General features: G+C 64.9%; 17 protein-coding genes. 12 read left to right on the top strand and 5 right to left on the bottom strand.

Annotation, left to right across the window (positions count from 1 at the left end):
- The first annotated feature begins 9 nt into the window (after positions 1 to 9).
- The 9 genes from lspA to DDZ17_RS12850 all read left to right on the top strand — a co-directional run bounded on the left by lspA (position 10) and on the right by DDZ17_RS12850 (position 8,191).
- Positions 10 to 507, top strand: a complete 498-nt coding sequence (gene lspA / locus DDZ17_RS12890) for a signal peptidase II (RefSeq protein WP_116367373.1) — start codon at positions 10 to 12, stop codon at positions 505 to 507.
- Positions 504 to 956, top strand: coding sequence for an FKBP-type peptidyl-prolyl cis-trans isomerase (locus DDZ17_RS12885; RefSeq protein WP_206613556.1), 453 nt, complete (start codon positions 504 to 506; stop codon positions 954 to 956). Before lspA ends, DDZ17_RS12885 begins: the two co-directional genes overlap by 4 nt.
- A gap of 14 nt (positions 957 to 970) precedes the next feature.
- A complete protein-coding gene (gene ispH / locus DDZ17_RS12880; RefSeq protein ID WP_116367371.1) occupies positions 971 to 1,921 on the top strand; it encodes a 4-hydroxy-3-methylbut-2-enyl diphosphate reductase in 951 nt (316 codons plus the stop codon).
- 207 nt (positions 1,922 to 2,128) lie between these two features.
- Complete coding sequence (locus DDZ17_RS12875) at positions 2,129 to 2,641, top strand: GspH/FimT family pseudopilin (RefSeq protein WP_157976627.1); 513 nt, start codon at positions 2,129 to 2,131, stop codon at positions 2,639 to 2,641.
- The gene (gene pilV / locus DDZ17_RS12870) at positions 2,631 to 3,230 is read left to right on the top strand and encodes a type IV pilus modification protein PilV (RefSeq protein ID WP_116367369.1); all 600 of its coding nucleotides are present in this window, start codon (positions 2,631 to 2,633) and stop codon (positions 3,228 to 3,230) included. Before DDZ17_RS12875 ends, pilV begins: the two co-directional genes overlap by 11 nt.
- Positions 3,214 to 4,284 (top strand): PilW family protein, encoded by a 1,071-nt coding sequence (locus DDZ17_RS12865; protein ID WP_116367368.1) that lies wholly within the window; start codon positions 3,214 to 3,216, stop codon positions 4,282 to 4,284. Before pilV ends, DDZ17_RS12865 begins: the two co-directional genes overlap by 17 nt.
- 13 nt (positions 4,285 to 4,297) lie before the next feature.
- On the top strand, positions 4,298 to 4,840 hold the full coding sequence (locus DDZ17_RS12860; RefSeq protein ID WP_116367367.1) for a hypothetical protein: 543 nt from the start codon (positions 4,298 to 4,300) through the stop codon (positions 4,838 to 4,840).
- Positions 4,841 to 4,938: 98 nt separating this feature from the next.
- The gene (locus DDZ17_RS12855) at positions 4,939 to 7,734 is read left to right on the top strand and encodes a pilus assembly protein (RefSeq protein WP_116367366.1); all 2,796 of its coding nucleotides are present in this window, start codon (positions 4,939 to 4,941) and stop codon (positions 7,732 to 7,734) included.
- Positions 7,724 to 8,191 (top strand): type IV pilin protein, encoded by a 468-nt coding sequence (locus DDZ17_RS12850; RefSeq protein ID WP_170150220.1) that lies wholly within the window; start codon positions 7,724 to 7,726, stop codon positions 8,189 to 8,191. The genes DDZ17_RS12855 and DDZ17_RS12850 overlap by 11 nt, the downstream gene beginning before the upstream one ends.
- A gap of 3 nt (positions 8,192 to 8,194) precedes the next feature.
- Here DDZ17_RS12850 and DDZ17_RS12845 read toward each other — a convergent pair whose 3' ends face one another.
- On the bottom strand, positions 8,195 to 9,568 hold the full coding sequence (locus DDZ17_RS12845; RefSeq protein ID WP_116367364.1) for a sigma-54-dependent transcriptional regulator: 1,374 nt from the start codon (positions 9,566 to 9,568) through the stop codon (positions 8,195 to 8,197).
- A gap of 9 nt (positions 9,569 to 9,577) precedes the next feature.
- The gene (locus tag DDZ17_RS12840) at positions 9,578 to 11,203 is read right to left on the bottom strand and encodes a sensor histidine kinase (protein ID WP_241505878.1); all 1,626 of its coding nucleotides are present in this window, start codon (positions 11,201 to 11,203) and stop codon (positions 9,578 to 9,580) included.
- A gap of 155 nt (positions 11,204 to 11,358) precedes the next feature.
- Between DDZ17_RS12840 and DDZ17_RS12835 the strand changes: the two genes are divergently transcribed.
- Positions 11,359 to 12,990 (top strand): NAD+ synthase, encoded by a 1,632-nt coding sequence (locus tag DDZ17_RS12835; protein WP_116367363.1) that lies wholly within the window; start codon positions 11,359 to 11,361, stop codon positions 12,988 to 12,990.
- Positions 12,991 to 13,010: 20 nt separating this feature from the next.
- Here DDZ17_RS12835 and DDZ17_RS12830 read toward each other — a convergent pair whose 3' ends face one another.
- Positions 13,011 to 13,892, bottom strand: coding sequence for an outer membrane protein assembly factor BamD (locus tag DDZ17_RS12830; RefSeq protein WP_116367362.1), 882 nt, complete (start codon positions 13,890 to 13,892; stop codon positions 13,011 to 13,013).
- A 138-nt stretch (positions 13,893 to 14,030) separates the two neighbouring features.
- On the opposite strand from DDZ17_RS12830, the gene rluD reads away from it, so the two are divergent.
- Both rluD and pgeF read left to right on the top strand, forming a co-directional pair.
- Positions 14,031 to 15,005: a 23S rRNA pseudouridine(1911/1915/1917) synthase RluD gene (rluD, locus tag DDZ17_RS12825; RefSeq protein WP_116367361.1), complete on the top strand. Its 975-nt coding sequence runs from the start codon at positions 14,031 to 14,033 to the stop codon at positions 15,003 to 15,005.
- Between the two features lies 1 nt (position 15,006).
- A complete protein-coding gene (gene pgeF, locus DDZ17_RS12820) occupies positions 15,007 to 15,747 on the top strand; it encodes a peptidoglycan editing factor PgeF (protein ID WP_241505877.1) in 741 nt (246 codons plus the stop codon).
- 214 nt (positions 15,748 to 15,961) lie between these two features.
- Here pgeF and DDZ17_RS12815 read toward each other — a convergent pair whose 3' ends face one another.
- On the bottom strand, positions 15,962 to 17,476 hold the full coding sequence (locus DDZ17_RS12815; protein ID WP_116367359.1) for a class I adenylate-forming enzyme family protein: 1,515 nt from the start codon (positions 17,474 to 17,476) through the stop codon (positions 15,962 to 15,964).
- Between the two features lie 75 nt (positions 17,477 to 17,551).
- The gene (locus DDZ17_RS12810; protein WP_116367358.1) at positions 17,552 to 19,831 is read right to left on the bottom strand and encodes a TonB-dependent receptor; all 2,280 of its coding nucleotides are present in this window, start codon (positions 19,829 to 19,831) and stop codon (positions 17,552 to 17,554) included.
- Positions 19,832 to 19,882: the final 51 nt, after the last annotated feature.

Raw genomic sequence — 19,882 nt, 5'->3', positions numbered from 1 at the left:
GTGGTTGCGATGCGATACGGCGTGGGCGCCTGGCCCTGGTACCTGCTTGCCCTGGTGGTGATCGCCCTGGATCAGTACACCAAGGGCCTGGCCAGTGCCAGCCTGGAGTACGCCCGGCCGGTGGCTGTGTTCTCCTGGTTCAACCTCACCCTGCACCACAACAGCGGTGCCGCCTTCAGCTTCCTGAGCGATGCTGGCGGTTGGCAGCGTTACTTTTTCACCGCCATTGCGGTGGGGGTGAGCGCCCTGCTGGTGGTGTGGCTGTATCGCCTGCAGCGGGGGCAGTGGCTGCTGGCACTGAGCCTGGCCCTGGTGCTGGGCGGCGCCATCGGCAACCTCTGGGACCGGCTGGTGCTCGGTCATGTGGTTGACTTCATTTCCCTGCATTATGCCGGGTACTACTTCCCGGCCTTCAACCTGGCGGACTCGGCCATCACCGGGGGCGCCATCGGCCTGATACTCGACAGTTTCCTGGGCCGGCCCGCGGCCGCTCCAGAGGAGGAATAGGGGTGGATGTACCCGTCAGCGAGGGCACCACGGTGTACCTCAATTTTTCTGTGAGCCTGGAAGACGGCTCGGAAGTGGATTCCAACTTCGGCGGAGAGCCGGTCAATTTTTCGGTGGGCGACGGCAGCCTGCTGCCGGGCTTTGAGCGCTGCATTTTCGGCATGCATCCCGGGCAGCGGCAGGTGTTCACCGTGGCGCCCGAAGACGCCTTCGGCCAGCCCAACAACAACAATGTGCAGGTGATTCCCCGCAGCCACTTCGACGACGACGTGGAGCTGGAAATGGGCCTGGTGTTCTCCTTCGCCGATGCCGGCGGTGGCGAACTGCCGGGGCTGATTGTGGCCTTCGACGACGAGGAGGTCACGGTGGACTTCAACCACCCCCTGGCGGGGCGTACAATCCTGTTCGATGTGCATATTCACCGGGTGGAACCCACCGAGCTGCACTGACGGAGGGCGCGATCATGGACATTCAACTCGCCAATCCCCGCGGATTCTGCGCCGGCGTAGACCGCGCCATCGACATTGTGAACCGGGCCCTGGACCTGTTCGGCGCCCCCATTTACGTGCGCCACGAAGTGGTACACAACAAATTCGTGGTGGGCGATCTGCGCGAGCGCGGCGCCGTGTTTGTCGATGAACTGCACGAGGTGCCCGACGACTGCATTGTGATTTTCAGTGCCCATGGCGTCTCCCAGGCGGTGCGCGCCGAGGCCGCGGAGCGCGGCCTCAAGGTGTTCGATGCCACCTGCCCGCTGGTCACCAAGGTGCACATGGAGGTTTCCCGCTACAGCGCCGAGGGCCGCGAGTGTGTGCTGATCGGTCACGCCGGCCACCCGGAGGTGGAGGGCACCATGGGCCAGTACGACCACAGCGCCGGCGGCGACATTTATTTGGTGGAGGACGAGGCCCAGGCGGGCGCGCTGGATGTGCGCGACCCCGAGCACCTGTCCTACGTGACCCAGACCACCCTGTCCATGGACGATACCGCCCGGGTGATCGACGCCCTGCGCCAGCGCTTCCCGTCCATTTCCGGGCCGCGCAAGGACGATATCTGCTACGCCACCCAGAACCGCCAGGATGCGGTGAAGGAACTGGCCACTGGCTGCGACCTGGTGCTGGTGGTGGGCTCGCCCAACTCCTCCAACTCCAATCGCCTGCGCGAGTTGGCCGAGCGCATGGGCGCCCGCGCCTACCTGATCGATGGCCCCGAAGACATCGACCCCGCCTGGCTGGGGCAGGTGCAGCGAATCGGCATTACCGCCGGCGCCTCCGCCCCGGAGGTGCTGGTGCAGGCGGTGGTTGAGCGCCTGCGCCAGCTCGGTGCCGGCGCCCCGGTGGAAGTGCAGGGCCGCCCCGAGAATGTCACTTTCTCCCTGCCCAAGGAACTGCGCATCGCCGCGAAGAACCTGTAGGTAGCTATTTCCATGGCCTGCCTGGCTGGCCTGCTCTGCACCCTTCAGCATGTGGCCAGCGCCGCTGCTTTTCGTCATATCGCGCCGATTACTGGCGGCCCTTTTTACGCGGCCTAGACTCCCTCCCTGACAGGGAGGAGCGCTGTGAAAAGGATGTTACAGCCCCGTCCAGTGAGCCTCGCTCACCGGATGGGTGGATTGACGCTGATGGAACTGCTGATTGTGGTGGCGGTGCTCGCCACTTTGCTGGCGCTGGCTGCGCCGTCCATGTACTCGCTGCTGCAAACCGCGCGCATGCGCAGCGAGGCGGCAAAACTGCTGGATGCAGTCCAGTTGGCACGCAGTGAGGCGGCTTCACGCCAGCAGCCGGTAAGCCTCTGCCCGGCGGGGGAAGACGCGGGGCCCGTGTTGACCTGCGCTGGCAGCTACACCGGTGGCTGGCTGGTGATCGACGGCCTGCCGCCGGCGGATGGCCGGGTACAGGCCGACAGCCTGCTGCGTCGCTACCCACCGGTGGCCACAGGCTATCGCATTGCAACGAGCCAGGGGCGGGATGCGGTGGCGCCCTTTTCCTACTATCCCGACGGCGCCACCCGCCGCAACCTGACCCTGTCTGTTTGTTCACTGGCCGAGCCAGAGGCGCCCGGCTGGAGCCTGGTGGTCAACCGGGCCGGGCGGGCGCGCGTGGCCCGGGACTGGGGGCGTTGCCATGCGAGTTAATTCGGCGGCGCACGCTGGCACCAGCCTGCTGGAAGTGATGATCGCCCTCCTGGTGCTGTGCCTTGGCCTGCTCGGGCTGCTGCGGTTGCAGGGCCTCGCCCAGCAACAACTGTTCGATGCTGCCCAGCGCAGCCTGGCCACCCAGCTGGCCCGGGATGTACTGGCGCGCCTGCACAGCAACCCCGCGGCACTGGCACATTACGCCAGCCTGAGCCCCATTGCCGCCGGCCCGCTTGCCCCGGAGGCTGGGGGGATCGAGGGGGCTGCCACGCCCTGTACCCAGGCCGATTGCCACCCTGTTGAACGCGCCGATGCCGATGCGGCCTTCTGGCGGGGTGTGCTGGCCGGCCACGCTCCCCTGGCTTCCGGTCCGCGCGCCGATGGCGGTCTGGTGCGGGGTGTTGTGTGCATCCAGCGCCAAGCCAGCGGCGTGGCGGTGGAGGTGGTTTGGCGGGCTAGTGCGGCTGCCGGTGCTGGCGCAGCTGCGGGGGCGGGTGCCGGTGCCTGCGGGGCGGGCAGTGGCGGCTTTGGCGAAGCGGGGGAATTGCGCCGCGCCCTGAGAATGGTGAGCTATGTCAGCGGCGCCTGAACAGGCCGGCCAGCCGGGGCGTCTGCGCGGGCTGTCGCTGGTGGAGCTGATGGTGGCCATGACCCTTGGCCTGTTACTGATGTCGGGGCTGGTTCTGGTGTATCTGGAGAGCCGGCGCCAGTCACTGCTGGAAGCCGAGGGCGCCCGGCTGCAGCAAAGTGGGCGCTATGCCCTGTCGCTGCTGCAGCATGAGTTGGTGATGGCGGGCTTTTTCGGGCGCCTGGCGGCGCCTGCGCTGACGTCTGCGCTGGCGCCAGGGCTGGCGAGTGTGCCCGGCGCGCCGGGCTGTGGGGCTCTGGCGGGTTGGGCGCTGCTGCCAGAGCCGGCCCTTGATTTCATCCTCGACATAGCCGGCACTGGGCGGCGCACGGTACACGGGCATGAGCTGGGCTGCCTGCCGGCGGGTGGCGCTGCCATTGTCGGCGCCACCGATGTGCTGGTCGTCAAGCGCAGCGCGGCCCAGGCAACCCTGCAAAACGGCGTGTTTGCCCCCGGGCTTGCCAGTGCCGAGGCATCCCAGTGGTACCTGCGCAGCGCCGGGGGCACTGCCGACTGGCGTTACCTGGCGCGCGGTGACAGCGTGCCGGCGGAAGATCGCCGCCCGGGGTCGGGGGTGAGTTACTGGGAGGCCTACGCCAGCATCTTCTTTGTGCGGCCCTGGTCGCAGCCCGGGGACGGTGTGCCCGCCCTGTGCGTGGAACGGCTTTCCGCCAATAGCATGGGGCCCGCGGAGTGTTTGGTTGAAGGAGTGGAGGATCTGCAGTTCAGCGTTGGCATCGACCGCGACGGTGATGGCTATGTCGAGCGCTTTACGAATCACCCCGGCGCCGCTGATTTGCCAAAGGCGCGCCTCGTGCGGGTGGCTTTGCTGATGCGTAGCTTGGGGCCGGTGCCGGGCAGCCGCCGGGGCCCCGGGGCCACATCCGGTAGCGCGGGTGCTGCCGGTGCGGCCAGTTCCGGCGGGCTTGATGGCGACGGCTACCTGCGCCGCTGGTTCAGCAGTACCGTGCCCCTGCGCAACCTTAACCCGCCAGCGCCGGTGCGGCGGCTATGATGGCGAGGCTGCTGTGAAAGTGCAGGCGCCAGCACGACGCTGGCAAACCCAGGCCGGGCTGGTGCTGCCGATGGCCCTGTGTTTTTTGCTGTTGCTGGTGCTGCTGGCCAGCACTGCAAGCCAACACAGTGCTCTGGAGCAGCGTCTTGCCGCCAATGCGCAACAGCAGGAGCGGCTGCGCCAGCAGGCCATGGGCATGGTGCAGGCTCTGGCCGAGCAGCCAGCGCACTTTGCGCCGGGGCTGTCGCTGGGGCAGCGCCGCTGCGCGGGAGCAGATGGCGCCCGGGCAGAGGGCTGCCCGGTATCTGCATTGGCACTGCCTGCCCTTTTGCAGGAGAAGAGCGTCGCCACGTCGCAGGTGCACATCGAGCGGATACCATCGCCGGGCAACCCGGCGCTGCGCATGAAAGAATCCACCGCCTTCAGCGCTACCGCCTTTCGTTTCCAGCTTTTTGAGGTGTATGCCGAACTGGACAACAGCGACCAGCGCGGCGGCCGGGCAGTGGTAGCGATGGGAATCGGCCGCCGCCACGGCGTAGGAACGAGCGAGCCGTGATGATGGGGCTGGCGCCAGGACGGGGGATGACGATCCAGCGTCAGTTGGCGCTGCCGGTTTCGCTGCCCATTTCGCTATTAGCAGCGCTTTTACTGACGATGACAGCTACCTGGTCGCGGGCGGATGACATTGACATCTACCACCAGGCCACGGGTGGCGATTACCTGCTGCTGGCGTTGGAGATACGGCCCTCTGCCTATGCCATTGCCTGCAATACCCTGCAAACCTGCGGCCCGCAGGCACCCCTGCCGGCCCTGCGCCGCTGGATGGGGGAGGAGGCCGCCGGCCCCGTCACTCACCTGGACAGCGCACTGGCGCAACTGGCCGCGCAGTTTGCGGAGCCAGCACTGCCTACCCTGGCGCTGGCGGTTGTGGTTGTGGGCCAGGGGCAGCCGCGTCTGCTCGGCGCTTACGCCCCCCTGGGCGAACATCGGGCCAGGTTGCTGGCCGACCTGCAGCGCCTGCGCCAGCCGCCGCCATCGGCCACTGCCAGCCCCCGCCCGGTTGGCGAGGATGCCTTGCAAACCGTCTTGCAAACCGCCTGGCGCACCGCGCTGGATGCCCTGCCTGGCAACACGGTGGGCCGGCACAGCGATAGCTGCCCGCAACGCAACCGCCTGCGGCTGACGTTGCAGGCACCGGCCCTGGTGGGCGGTTCTGAAGATACTGCCTGGGACGAGGCTCTCACGGCGCTATTGGCGCAACTGCGCCCAAGCGCTTACAGCCTGGCGGAGCCAGGCCTAACCGCGCCGATAGGAAGCGGGGCAGCCGCAGTATTTTTGCCAGTGCTGGGGCTGCCCGCAGCAAGCCCCTGGCCCGGTAATCTCAAACAATACCGGCTGCCAACCCGGGTGGCGGGCAGCAGGCGCGGGCAGCCAATGGGCGGGCACTATCTGGATGCCAGGGGCGAAGCGGCCCTGGTGCATGAGGGCCACCGGGCGGGGCGCATCAGCCCGCGGGCTCTGAGCGCTGGCACCGACCCGGCCACCTTGCCCGGGTGGGCCGAAGGTGCGGACGGTGACTACGTCAGGCTGGGTGGTTTTGGGCAGCGCCTGCGCCAGCAGGTCAACGATGGACGGGGCCGCACGGTTTATCTGGCGCCTGCCCAGTCGCAAACGGGGGACAACAATGCGCTGGTCGCGCTCTCTGCCGATGTGGCCACGCTGGATGCCCTGCCTTACCTGGCGAGTGAACTGGGGGTAGAGAATGAGCGGGACACCCTGGCCTGGATAGACTGGCTGCTGGGGCAGGACGTCGATGACCTCGACAGTGACGGCGACACCACCGAGTCCCGCCCCTGGCTGCTGGGCGCGCTGTTCCATTCCCGACCCCTGGCGCTACGCTACGCAGGAAGCGGCACCAACGCGCCGCAGGTGCGGGTGTTTGTGGGCAGTGGCGGCGGCCTGCTGCACGCCTTCGACGGCAGCGACGGTGCAGCTGCCTCGCCCCGCGCAGAGGCCTTCGCCTTTGTGCCGCGGGAATTGCTGGCTGCCCAGAAGCCGCAGCGCCACAGTGCTCCGCCGCTGTACAGCCAGGCCTTCTATGGCGTGGACGGCTCGCCGGCGCCCTTGCTGCTGGATCGCAACGGCGATGGGCAGATTCAGCCTGCCGACGGTGATCGCGCTTTGGTGTATTTCGGGCTGCGCCGGGGTGGTGCCGCTTACTATGCACTGGAAGTGAGCGATCCGGCGGCTGCGCCTGTCCTGCGCTGGAAGATCCTGCCCGCCGGCGACTTTGCGGAGCTGGGGCTCAGTTTTGCCACTCCCCTGGTGGGCCGGGTGCAGTTTGATGGCAGGCCGCGCCAGGTGGTGATCCTCAGTGGTGGCTATGACGGGGGCCGTGACAGCGCCAGCGATCCCATTGGCAAGGATGCTGGCCGCGCGGCAGATACGCGGGGCAATGCGCTGTTTATCGTGGATGCCTTCAGCGGCGAGTTGCTGTGGAAAGCGGTCGCCGGGGCTGGCCGCGGCAGTGATACGCGCTTTGAGCACCCGGCTCTGCAGCATGGCATACCTTCGCCGCCGGCGGCCCTGCGCGATAGCCGCGGGCTGATCTACCGGCTCTACGTGGGCGATAGTGGCGGCAACGTGTGGCGTATCGACTTGCCGCCGGGGCAGGGGGAAGGGTATCGGCGGCAGCACTGGTCTGTCACCCGGCTCGCGGCCCTGGGCGAGGCGGGGGCCAGTGGCGACCGGCGCTTTTTTCACCCGCCGGATATTGTGCGTTCCCGCGATGCCGAAGGTCGTCCCTTTGACGGCGTGCTGATAGCCAGCGGCAACCGTGCGGCGCCCCTGTCTACGGCGGTGCAGGACGGGCTGTTCTACCTGCGGGATTATGCGGTGGCGCCCGGCGCGCCCAGGGTGGCGCCACCCCTGCTGCGCCCGGCGGACCTGCCTGATCGCAGTGATTGTGCGCGAGCGCCAACGCCGGGCCCTGCGGGTGGCGCCGGCATGTGCTCGGCGCCACCGCCCGTGGATGACCAGCTGCGTTCAGGCTGGCGCTGGATGTTCCCTGCTGCTGGCGAGAAGGGGTTGTCCTCGCCGCTGACCGAGGCTGGCACGGTGTATCTCACCAGCTATGTACCTGCCACCCAGGCCCAGCGCTGTGCGGGGGAGGTGGGGCACAGTGTGCTGTACCGTCTGCGATTGAAAGACGCCACTGCGCTGTCGCTTGAGGTTGGCGAGCGGGAAGGCGGGGGAGCAGGCGAGCGGGTCGGGGAGGGCATGACCCATGGGGTGTTTGGTTTTGGTGACGGGCTGCTGTTGCCCGGGGCCGGGTTGCCGCCATCGCCGGCATCCGCTGTACCCGCTGCACCCCCAGACAAACTGGTGCCCCAGCAGGGGCCACTGCTCTACCGCCTGTACTGGCGCGAGCCAGGGCGGGATGATCTCTAGGGGCTGGCGGTGTTCGGCAGCAGCGGGCTTCTCCCTGCTGGAGATTCTCATCGCGCTGTGCATTGTGGGGCTGTTGCTGGGAGTGGCGCTGCCCGGCTACGAACGGCAACTGCAGCGGGTCAAGCGCAGCACCGCCATTGCCGCGCTGGAGGGCTTGCGGGCGAGGCAGGAACAGTTTTTTGCCCATCATCGCCGCTATGCCGAAACCTTTGCGGAGTTGGGGCTGGGCGATAGCGGCGATAGTAGCTACAGCATCGACGGGCAGGGCGCCCAGGTTGCGGCCGATGCGCCACAGCGCAGCTACCGCATTGCGTTGGAGGATGTCACGCCCGGGGCCTATGTGCTAAGGGCTGCCGCGCAGTTGCGCCAGCGCCGGGACAGCCTGTGCGTGGAGCTGGAGATTGACCACAGGGGCAAGCGCGGCGCCGCGCCCGGGACAGTGGCGGACTGCTGGTAGTCGCTACTCGTCGAGCTTCAGCTTTTGCAGCCGGTAGCGCAGGCTGCGGAAACTGATGCCCAGCAATTTGGCGGTGGCGGTCTTGTTCCAGCGGCACTGTTCCAGTGCGGCGCTGATGATTTGCCGCTCCACGTCTTCCAGGTAGCCTTCCAGGTCGCCAAGGGCGGCCTCAAAGTCTATGCCCGCGCCCATCTCCCGCGCCGCTTTGGCTGGCGTGGCGGGTGGGCGCAGGTTCAGCTGCAGGTCGTCGGCGCTGATGTACTCGCCGTCGCTCAGGGCCCAGGCGCGCTCCAGGATGTTCTCCAGCTCACGCACGTTGCCCGGAAAGTCGTAGTTGCGCATGGCGGTAAGTGCGCCATCGCGCAGCTGCGGCCGCCCGTCACCGTCGCCGGCAATGCGCTGGATAATCCGCTCCACCAGCGCGGGCAGGTCGTCCAGCCGCTCCCGCAGGGGTGGCACGTGCACGTCGATGACGTTGATGCGGTAGTACAGGTCGTTGCGAAAACGCCCGGCTTCCACCTCCCGGGCCAGGTTGCGGTGGGTGGCGCTCAGCACCCGTACATCGGTGGCTACTTCCTCACTGCTGCCCACCGGTCGCACAGCCTTCTCCTGAATGGCGCGCAGCAGCTTCACCTGCATGGCCAGCGGCAGATCGGCCACCTCGTCAAGAAACAGGGTGCCGCCCTCGGCGGCTTGGAACAGCCCCGGCTTGTCCCGGTTGGCGCCGGTAAAGCTGCCTTTTACATGGCCAAACAGCTCGCTCTCCATCAACTCGTGGGGAATGGCGCCACAGTTCACCGCCACAAAGGGCGCCGCTGCCCGGGGGCCGTGGTTGTGGATCAGCCGTGCCACCACTTCCTTGCCACTGCCGGACTCCCCCTGAATGTGTACCGGCGCCTGGCTGCGGGCCAGCTTCAGGGCCTGCTGGCGCAGGGTGGTGATGGCGGCACTGGTGCCGATCAGTTCCTGTCCGCGCTCCGGGGTGGCGGCCTGGGCGGGGTCGTGGCTGGCATCGGCCATGCGCAGGGCGGTGCTGACCAGGTTGCGCAGGCGCTCCAGTTCAATGGGCTTGCTGATGAAGTCGAAGGCGCCGGCCTTGAGGGCGGTGATGGCGGTTTCCACACTGCCATGGGCGGTGATCATGGCCACCGGCACCTGGGGAAAGTCGGCGGCGATGGTTTCCACCAGGCTGATACCGTTGCCATCGGGCAGGCGCATGTCGGTCAGGCACAGATTGGGCGGGGACGCGCGCAACTGGCGCTGGGCTTCGCCGAGAGTGGCGGCGCTGATGGTGGCCAGGCCCATGCGGCTCAGGGTGATGTCCAGCAGTTCCCGGATGGCCGGTTCGTCATCGACAATGAGTACAGTTTGCTTCATCGATCCAGTCTATAAGGCGCGTTTGTTCAGCGCCAGGCGGAAGCGGCTGGCACCACTGTCCGTGGGCTGGTAGTTGAGGGCGGCATTGTTGATTTCACACAGTTCTTTGCACAGGTAGAGTCCCATTCCGCTGCCGGATTCCACGGTGGTGAAGAACGGTTCGAAGAGTTTACCGCGATCCCCCGGGGGCACGCCGTGGCCTTCGTCGATGACATCGATGAAACACTGGGTAGTCTGGAAATCCAGTGCCACTTCAATGTGGGCGCATTCGCTGCCGGTGGCCATGCGGCTGTGGCGCAGGGCGTTGTCCAGCAGATTGCCCAGTACCCGGCGCAGGTTTTCTGGGTCGAACTCCACCAGCAGGTCGCGGTAGGGGCAGTTGACGGTAACGCTGGCCGGGCGGTTGAGGGTGTCCAGGTAGTCGCCGATGAATTTTGCCAGCCAGTCGGCCAGCAGCAGGTATTCCGGCTTGGGCGGCTCGCGGCGGGAAATCTGCATGACGCTTTCCACAATCTGGTTCACCCGCAGGCTGTTCTCCTGAATGATGTCGGCCAGGCGTTGGTCGCTAGTGTCCAGCGAGGGCGACTCCCGCAGCAGCTGCGCGGCGTGGCTGATGGCGCCCAGCGGGTTGCGAATCTCGTGGGCAATACTGGCGGTGAGGCGGCCAAGGGAGGTGAGTTTCAGGGCCTGGGCGTACTGGGTGACCGGCGTGTAGTCCTCCACAAAAATCAGCGCTTCACCGTCGTTGCCGGGCTGCAGTTCGCGAAAGTGGGCGATCACCGGCGGCGCGCCCTCCTGCACCTGAAAGGGCTGTGCCCGGTGCAGGCCGCTGTCGCGCCAGTGGGCGTATTGCAGGGCCAGGTCTTCGCTGTACTCCGCCAGCTGCCGGCCCTGTTCCACCGCCACCGGCCGCTCCGGGGCCAGCAGGGTGCTGGCGGCCTTGTTCATGACCCGCACCCGGCCGTCGCCGGCCACCAGCAGAATGCCGGTCTGCATGTGCTGCACAATCTGCTCATTGAGGCGCTGCAGGTTATAGAGATCGCTGGCGCGGGTGCGGGCCAGTTCCTCCGCCCGCCCCAGCCGAAGGGCAATGCCCTGTACCAGCACGGATACCCCAAACAGCAGCAGGCCCAGCAGGCCAGCGGGAAACAGGGCATTGATATCCAGCTTGCCGATGCTGATCAGGCGCACCGTGTCCAGCAGTATCGCCAGCACCGCCAGCGCCGCCACCAGCGTGGCGAGGGTGCGGTGGCTGATCATCACCGCGCTGGCGGCCACGGTGATCACCAGCAGCACCGGCAGGCCGCTGATCATTCCGCCACTGGCATCGGAGAGCAGGATGATGGCGCCGATATCGACCAGGAACACCAGGAACAGAAAACGCCGGTTGAGATGCCAGCTGGCCGACAGCGAGCCCATCAATACCACGCTGGTGGCAACGTAGGCGATGGATACGAACAGGTAGAGAGAAGGGTTGACCCCACCCACCAGCTGCCGCGTATTGGGGCTGATCAGCATCACCAGCAACACCACTGACAGCAGCGAGCGATAGGCCACATAGATGCGGAACAGGGTGGTGTTCTGCCGGTTGCTGCTGTGATTGAGGGGGTTGGTGAGAATGGCTGGCCGGTTCACGAGGGCACCGTTGTTGTTGTAGTGGGGCGGCTCGGGGCAGCCGGCGCCAGTGTACCAGCACCGGGCGCGGCTGTGTTGATACGCCGGGCCGGGGCTGGCGATGGCCAGCGCTTTCCCGGAGAATACGCCCCTGGCGCGGTACCGGCAGAGGCAGCATGACAACCCTGAATATCCTGATGGCCCAGATGAACACCCTGGTAGGGGGCTTTGAGGTCAATACCGAAAAGGTAATCGACACCCTCAAGCGGGCAGAGGCCAACTGTGCCGCGCCCGTGGTGGTGTTCCCGGAGTTGACCCTGAGTGGCTATCCGCCGGAGGATCTGCTGCTGCGCCCGAGCATTGAAATCCGCGTGGCCAAGGCGCTGGAGCAAATCTGCAACGCCATGTCAGGCGATGGCTGGATTGTGCTGGGTTACCCCCAGCGTATTGCCGGCGCCCTGTACAACGTGGCGGGGGTGTTGCACCGCGGTCGCGTGGTGGCCGAGTACCGCAAGCAGTGTCTGCCTAACTACCAGGTGTTCGACGAAAAGCGCTACTTCCAGACCGGCGACGCCCCCTGCGTAGTGGACATCCAGGGCGTTCGGGTGGGCCTCACCATCTGTGAAGATATCTGGGAGCCCGGCCCCACCCGCCAGGTGGCCGATGCCGGCGCGCAGCTGATGATCAATATCAACTCATCCCCCTACCATCGCGGCAAGCGCGACGAGCGCTGGCGCCTGGTTGGCGAGCGCGCTCGGGCGGCGAGCCTGCCCATTGTGTATGTGAATCAGGTGGGCGGGCAGGATGAACTGGTGTTTGACGGCGGCTCCTTCGCTGTGTCGGCCAGCGGCGAGGTGTGCGCCGCCGCGCCCAACTTCGATGAGGGTGAATACTGGCTGCAGGCCAGCTGCGCCGATGGCGACGTGGCCTTCAGTGGCCTGGACGTGGCGCCGCCGCTGGACGAGCTGGCGGCCACCTGGCATGCCCTAGTGCTGGGGGTGCGTGACTACGTGAACAAAAACCGCTTCCGCGGTGTGGTGCTCGGCCTGTCCGGCGGTGTGGATTCGGCCCTGACCCTGGCGGTGGCGGTGGACGCCCTCGGCCCCGAGCGGGTGGAAGCGGTGATGATGCCATTCCGCTACACCTCGCAGATGAGTGTGGAGGATGCCGCCGAGCAGTCCCGCACCCTGGGAGTGAAGCACAAGGTCATTTCCATTGAGCCCATGTACGAAGCCTTCATGGCCTCACTGGCCGGGGAGTTCGCCGGCCTGGCGCCGGACACCACCGAGGAAAACCTGCAGGCTCGCTGCCGTGGCGTGGTGCTGATGTCCATCTCCAACAAGAAGGGCCTGCTGGTGCTCACCACCGGCAACAAGAGCGAACTGGCGGTGGGTTATTCCACCCTGTACGGCGACATGGCCGGCGGCTTTGACGTGCTCAAGGATGTGCCCAAAACCCTGGTTTACGAGCTGTGCCGCTATCGCAACAGCCTGGGCCCGTGCATTCCCGAGCGGGTGATTGAACGGCCGCCGTCAGCGGAGCTGCGCCCCGACCAGAAGGACCAGGACAGCCTGCCCGAGTACGACGTGCTGGATCGCATTCTGGCCATGTACGTGGAGCAGGACTGCAGCGCCTCGGCCATCATTGCCGCCGGCATGGACGCCGACGACGTGCACCGTGTGCTGCGGCTGGTGGACCTCAACGAATACAAGCGCCGGCAGGCGCCCATCGGGGTGCGCATCACCCAGCGCGGTTTCGGCCGCGACCGCCGCTACCCGATCACCTCGGGCTGGACGTTGGGGGATTAACCGGGCTGGCGGATGCCCGCCTAGCCCTCGTACTGCTCCCGGCTGTCGAATTGCGGCGGCTCGGGCGGGTCAAACAGGCCGAAGGTGGCCTTGTTGACCCAGGAGCGCTGCACACCTTCCAGAGTAAAGGAGCTTTTGAACTCGCCGTTCTTGTCCAGCGAGGGGTGGTCCGGGTAGTTCAGCACCAGCACGTCCAGGGCATCCTGGGCCAGGTCGGTCATCCCCAGCAGAATGTAGCCCTGGGCCATCACCGCCAGGCCGTCGGCAACGGCGGGGGTGTGCTGGAAGTGCTCTACCACATAGCGGCCGCGGTTGGCCGCCGCCAGGTAGGCGCCGCGGCGGAAGTAGTAGTTGGCCACGTTGATCTCGTTGCGCGCCAGCAGGTTGCGCAGGTAGACCATGCGGGCCCGGGCGTCGGCGGCGTAGGGGCTGGCGGGGAAGCGGGACACCAGTTGGGCGAACTCGGCGAAGGCCTCCTTGGCCTGGCTGGTATCACGCTTGGTGTCGTCGGTGGGCAAAAAGCGCGCGAAGATGTCCTGGCCGCCAGTGTAGGCCGCCAGGCCCTTCATGTAGTAGGCGTAATCCACGTTGGGGTGCTGGGGGTGCAGGCGGATAAAGCGGTCTGCGGCTTCCACCGCCGCCTCGTGCTCGTAGGCGCCGTAGTGGGCGTAGATGATTTCCAGCTGCGACTGCTCGGCGTATTTGCCAAAGGGGTAGCGGGACTCCAGCAACTGCAGGCTGCGCACCGCCAGGTCGTAGTTGCTGTTGTTGAGGTAGCGCTGGGCCTCCTCGTACATCTGTTGCTCGCCGGCGTCGGCGGCGATATCGGGGCCGTCGTTGCCGGAGCAGGCGGCAAGCGCCCCCGCCAGCAGGATGGGGGCAATGATTTTCAGTGATTTCAACAAGTTGGCAACCGCTCGCGTGTTAGACTTGACGGGACTGTGGTGGCGTATTTAACCACAGAGGCGCAAGGGCTTAAACAGGGCACCCGTTGTCCCCATTCCGGCCGCCCGGCGGCCCGTACAACAGCAGGTAGACAGATGGCGGACACCATCCGCGAACAGGCCACCATACCGGCCGAACTGGACGGCGAGCGGCTCGATGCCGCCGCGGCACAGCTTTTTCCCGATTTCTCCCGGTCCCGCCTGCAGAGCTGGATAAAGCGTGGCGAGTTGCTGCTGGATGGCAGCGCCTGCCGGCCCCGGGACAAAGTGCGCGAAGGCGGCCAACTCAGCCTCAGCGCCGAGTTGCAGGACGAAGTGAGCTGGGAGCCCCAGCCCATCGACCTGGACATCGTTTATGAAGACGACAGCATACTGGTGCTGAACAAGCCCGCGGGGCTGGTGGTACACCCCGCCGCCGGCCACGCCGACGGCACCCTGGTCAACGCCCTGCTGAACCACGCACCGGCCATGGCCCAGTTGCCGCGCGGGGGCATTGTCCACCGTCTGGACATGGAAACCTCCGGCCTGATGGTGGCCGCCAAAACCCTGCAGGCGCACCATGATCTGGTGGATCAACTGCAGGCTCGCACCGTCAAGCGCCAGTACTGCGCCGTGTGCATTGGCGCCATGACCGGCGGCGGCACCATCGATGCGCCCATGGGGCGCCACCCGCGTTCGCGCAAAAAAATGGCCGTGCTGTCCTTTGGTGGCAAACCCGCCGTCACCCACTACCGCATCGCCAAACGCTTTGGCCACCACACCCGCATTGCCGTCAACCTGGAAACCGGCCGCACCCACCAGATTCGCGTGCACATGGCCCACCGCAAGTACCCCCTGATCGGCGACCCGGTGTACGGCGGCCGCCCGCGCATTCCCAAGGGCGCCTCCCAGCGCTTGATCGATACCCTGCGCAACTTCCGGCGCCAGGCCCTGCATGCCGAGGCCCTGGGCCTGGAGCACCCCGAGAGCGGCGAGCCCATGCACTTCGAATGCCCCCTGCCCAGTGACATCCAGGACCTGCTCACCGTGCTGGCCGAAGATGACCCGGCCAACCCCGGGCGGGATAGCTGAGGTGATCATCCCTGCCGACTGGCCGGCGCCGGCAGGGCTTATCGCCTTCACTACCACCCGTATCGGCGGGCAATCCCGCGCGCCCTTCGACAGCCTGAACCTCGGCCATCACGTTGGTGACAGCGCTGCCGATGTGGCCGCCAACCGGGCGGTTTTGCAGCGCCACCTGGGCGCCGGCACACAGGTGCAGTGGTTGAACCAGGTTCACGGCACCACCGTCGTGGCCGCCCGGGATCACGGCCTGCCCGAGGCCGACGCCGCCATCAGCACCGACCCGGACATCGCCTGCGCCGTGCTCACCGCCGACTGCCTGCCGGTACTCTTCTGCGATCGCGGCGCCACCTGCGTTGCCGCCGCCCACGCCGGCTGGCGCGGCCTGCAGGCCGGCGTGCTCGAGGCGACCGTGGCCGCCATGCCCTGCGCTCCGGGCGACCTGCTGGCCTGGTTTGGGCCGGCCATCGGGCCGGCGGCCTTTGAGGTGGGTGCAGAAGTGCGCGAGGCTTTTTACAACAGTGCGGCTCTATCGCAGCGTGAGGAGACAGCCAGTTGCTTTACACCCTCATCCCGGGAGGGGCACTTTCTGGCGGATATCTACCAGTTGGCACGATTGCGCCTTGAATCTGTCGGTGTGAGCGCCATCAGCGGGGGCGGGTTGTGTACCTTCAGCGATGAAGCGCGATTCTATTCCTATCGTAGGGATGGGAAGACAGGCAGGATGGCGTCGGTGGTTTGTTTCGCCTGACCTGGTTTTTTTGTTGCCGGATCCGTGGGAATTGGCTGGATCCAAATTCACATGTAAAGCCGCGCTAGCTGAAATTTTGCGACGAATACGCAGTCCTTGAGAGATGTTTCCGCCGATCTTTATTCTTGTACAAAAAGATCATCTTTCCGCAAGCAACGATGGCCTCACCCTAAAATTCAGGGCGTGACATATATCGTGTACGCTGGAAATTTTCTCACGTCTGCTCTTCCAATAGACCCCGAATTACATGTTTTTGTATTTTTCCCGTCGGCGTTCGCGGCAGGGCGCTCATCTCCTGTATACGCCGTGGAATCTTATAGGCGGCAAGTCTGCTTGTAAGGGCGTCGCGCATCGCGCTGTGGTCCAGGGAATCCGGGGTTTCGGGTACGATTACGGCGACCACGGTCTCACCCCACTCGGGATGGGGAACGCCGATTACCGCGCAGTCCTGAACCCCGTCAATGGTGTAGAGAGCGTCTTCCACCTCCTTGGAATAGACGTTTTCGCCACCGGTGATGATCATGTCTTTCTTGCGGTCCACGATGAACATGTAGCCGTCGTCGTCTATCCTGGCGAGATCACCCGATTTGTACCAACGGCCGTCCACGGCCTGTGCAGTGGCATCCGGGGCGTTCAGGTAGCCTGACATCATACCGTCGGATCGGATCCAGATTTCACCGACCTCACCAGCAGCGGCGGGACTGCCATCTTCTTTCACCAGTTTAAGGTCCACTCCCGGTTGTGCCGCATTGCCGATCGAGCCGGCTTTTTCCTGCTGCTCCTGTGGATAAAGCAGCGTGCCGCCAGGGCCGGTTTCGGTCATGCCGTAGACCTGGTAGAAGTTATCTGACCGGTAGGCGATGGCGAGTTCCCTGCTCAATTCCGCGCTGATTGGTCCGCCGCCATAGAAAAAGGCGCGTATCGATGCAAAGCTGTAGTCTACGATGCCTCCGGGAAGGTGCAACGGCAGCGTGTATGACACCGGGGAGCCGAAGAAGACAGATATCTGCTGTTCCTCCAGCGTGGTGACGAATACTGTGGGATCGTACTCTGGCAGCAGAACCAGCGTACCTCCCACGAACAGCGTACTCAGCGTGAAGTTGTTCAGCGGAGCTGCATGCCAGATGGGCATGGCGATCAGGGTCCGGTCCGTGGGTACCATACTGAACGCAACCGCGCTCAGCACTGCGGTGGAGCGGAGGCTGTGATGGGTGTGTATACAGCCCTTGGGTTTGCCGGTCGTTCCTGAGGTGTAGAGTATTTCCGCTGGCGTCTCTCCATCCACTTGACAGATATGGTCTTCGCCCGCTGGCGTTTTTGGAGCGAACAGCGCATCCGGGTTGCTGTCGGGCCCATTCAGCGCCACGACCTGAACGTTCGCGCCTGAAGCATGCGCTGTCGACAACAAGGTCTCCGAGGCGAGTACCAGTTTTGTACTGCTGTGCTCGAAGATATAGGCACATTCCCCGGGTGCCAGCTTGTGGTTCACCGGCACCACGATCGCACCTAGGCGCCATATCGCGATCATGGTAATCACGAACTCCGGAATGTTTAGCGATAGAATGCAAACCGTGTCGCCGCGGTTAACGCCCAGCGAACGCAGGTAGGCGGCAGCCCCCCAACTTGCCGCCAGGGCTTCCTCGTAGGTCCACTGGCGGTGTTCGCCAACCAGCATGGGCTTGCGTGGATATTTTGCGGCTGAGGCTTCAATGGTCTCGACCAGATTCATAAGTGTCTCCCGGCTTGCTGGCCCAGCACCTGTCGCGAGGCCTGCCCCGGACAAGGTGATAGTGCGCTGGCAGTATCAGAACGAGTATGAGATATCGATGCCGTAGGTCCGCGGTGCGCCATGCGACCCGCGAATCCCCGGGGCGCTGGCGACGATATCGTCAAAGTAGTCGTCTTCATCGGTGAGGTTCTTGCCCCACACGGCCAGTTCCCAGTTCTGGTTTGGGCTGAGCCACCCCAGGCGGGCGCTCAACAGGCCATACCCTTCCTGGACCAGGCGCTCGGTACTCGGATCGGCGACAAAGTCGAAGTTGTAGTCGTCTTTGTAGGAGTAGGTCACTACCAGCGGGAAGGTCTGGCCGGCCAGGCTGATGTCATAGCTTGCCGATACAAAGGCCGACCAGTCCGGCGCCCGCAGCAGGTCTTGGCCATCGGCGTCAAAGGCAATGGCCTGCATGCCGGCGGCGCCCGGCGTGAAGCTGTCACGATAGACATTGGCCGCGGCAACAAAGTCCTGGTATTCCGATTGCAACAAGTTCAGCCCCATGGTGATCATCAGGGCGTCCGTCGGTAGCCAGGTGAGGTCGAGGTCAAGGCCGTAGAGCTCGGCGTTCGCGGCGTTTTCGGTCAGATTAACGACCGAACCCGTATCGGGGTCGGCGACCGCACGCGTCACCTGCAAATCCTGGTAGTCGTAGTAGAACAGTGCACCGTTAAGCCGCAGGGAGCGGTCGAACAACTCCGCTTTCCAGCCTAACTCGAACATGTCGAGGATTTCCGGGTCCAGGGGGGCGAGGGGTTCGCCGGTCAGCGGGTTGCTGGTGCTGGCCACGTAGTTGAAGCCGCCGCTTTTGAAGCCCCGGGCGTAACTGGCGTAGACCAGCCCCGCGTCAAAGTTGTACTCCAGTGTGGCCTTGGGGGTGAATTCATTCCAGGAGTCGCTGTCCTCGTAGGGATGTGGTGCCAGACTGACTGGCACCTCAATCGGAGCCATGACGCTTATGTCTTTGTCTTCTACGCTGTATCGTCCACCCAGGGTAAGGGACCAGTTTGGTGAAAAGTCGTAGCTGAACTGTCCATACAGGGCGTAGGCCTGGGTGTCTGCGCCCTGGTTGCCCTGTGACACGCTGGTGCCGACCCTCGGATTGTCCTGCAGGCCCAGGATCAGATCGTAGTGATCGACTGTTTCCTCGTAATAGAAGGCACCAACAATCCACTCGTAGTTCTCTGCCGCGTTGGATAGAAGCTGGAACTCCTGGGAAAAGCTGTCACCCTCGACCGGGGTGTTGACTACGTCTACCAGACGTGTACTGGTGCCGTCTGCGTCGAGCGAGCCGGTCTGGTCATAGTCCCAGTAGGTGGTGATGGCCGCGAAATCTACCGTATCGAAGGCGGCATCCAGGCGCAGGGTGGCGGCGGTGTCCTTGTAATCGATGGTCCGCCGGGTCGCGGTGGCGACTTCGTCAACATCATTGCCCGTGATTCCGCCCATGCTCAGGCCTAGGTGAAGTTCGGGGGGGGATAGGGCCACCACATCCGCACCTTCGAGGTCGTCTCGTTGATTGCCTTCCAACGTAAAACGCGCTGTCCACGTTTCGGAGATATCCCAACGGACTTTCGCACGCCATGCTTGGTAGTCCTGATCGTCCAATTCGCTGGCGCCACGGGGGTCGAGGTTGTCAGCAAACCCGTCACGCTGGCGGGTCAGTCCGGATAAGCGAACGCCAAGGGTGTCAGTGACGGGGATATTCACGGTGCCGGATACGCCGAGTGCGTCGTAGTTTCCTGCCGACCCCACAATCTTCCCTTCAAGTTCCTCGGTGACATCAAGTGTCACCACGCGAACCGCACCGCCGGTTGCATTGCGGCCATAGAGGGTGCCCTGGGGCCCTTTCAGAACCTCGATGCGTTCAATGTCCGCGAATTCAAAGACTGTGCCGTTCGGACGCCCCAGATAGCGGTCGTCTACATAAGTGGCGACACTTGGCTCTAGCCCCGGGAATGACAGTCGGGTGCCGACCCCGCGCAAGTAGATGGCAGGTGTCGAGCCGGTATTGTTGATAACAAGGCCCGGAGTGACATATTGCAGCGACTGCGTGTCACCAATACCGAAATCCTCTAGTGCATCGTTGGAAAACGCCTGCAAAGTGACTGGTACATCCTGCAGGCTTTCCGCCCGTTTCTGTGCCGTTACGACAACCTCTTCGAGCTGTGCATTGGCGACCGGGGAAAGGCAGGCGGCCACGGCCACAACGAGGTAGCGGCGAAGGGGGACACCTGTAGCTGACAGGTGGGTACGTCCGTTGTCCGGGTAAGACATATCAATCTCCTGAAAATAATTATGCTTTGTCGTCATTTTTCAACGTTCTTGCGGCTGTTAATTTGGAGGTGAGGTAGCCCGCCTCCT

The organism is Parahaliea mediterranea (assembly GCF_003402235.1).
Classification (GTDB): Bacteria; Pseudomonadota; Gammaproteobacteria; order Pseudomonadales; family Halieaceae; genus Parahaliea; species Parahaliea mediterranea.
The sequence above is the reverse complement of the archived record's forward strand: the minus strand, read 5'-3'. Positions and strand labels throughout refer to the sequence as shown.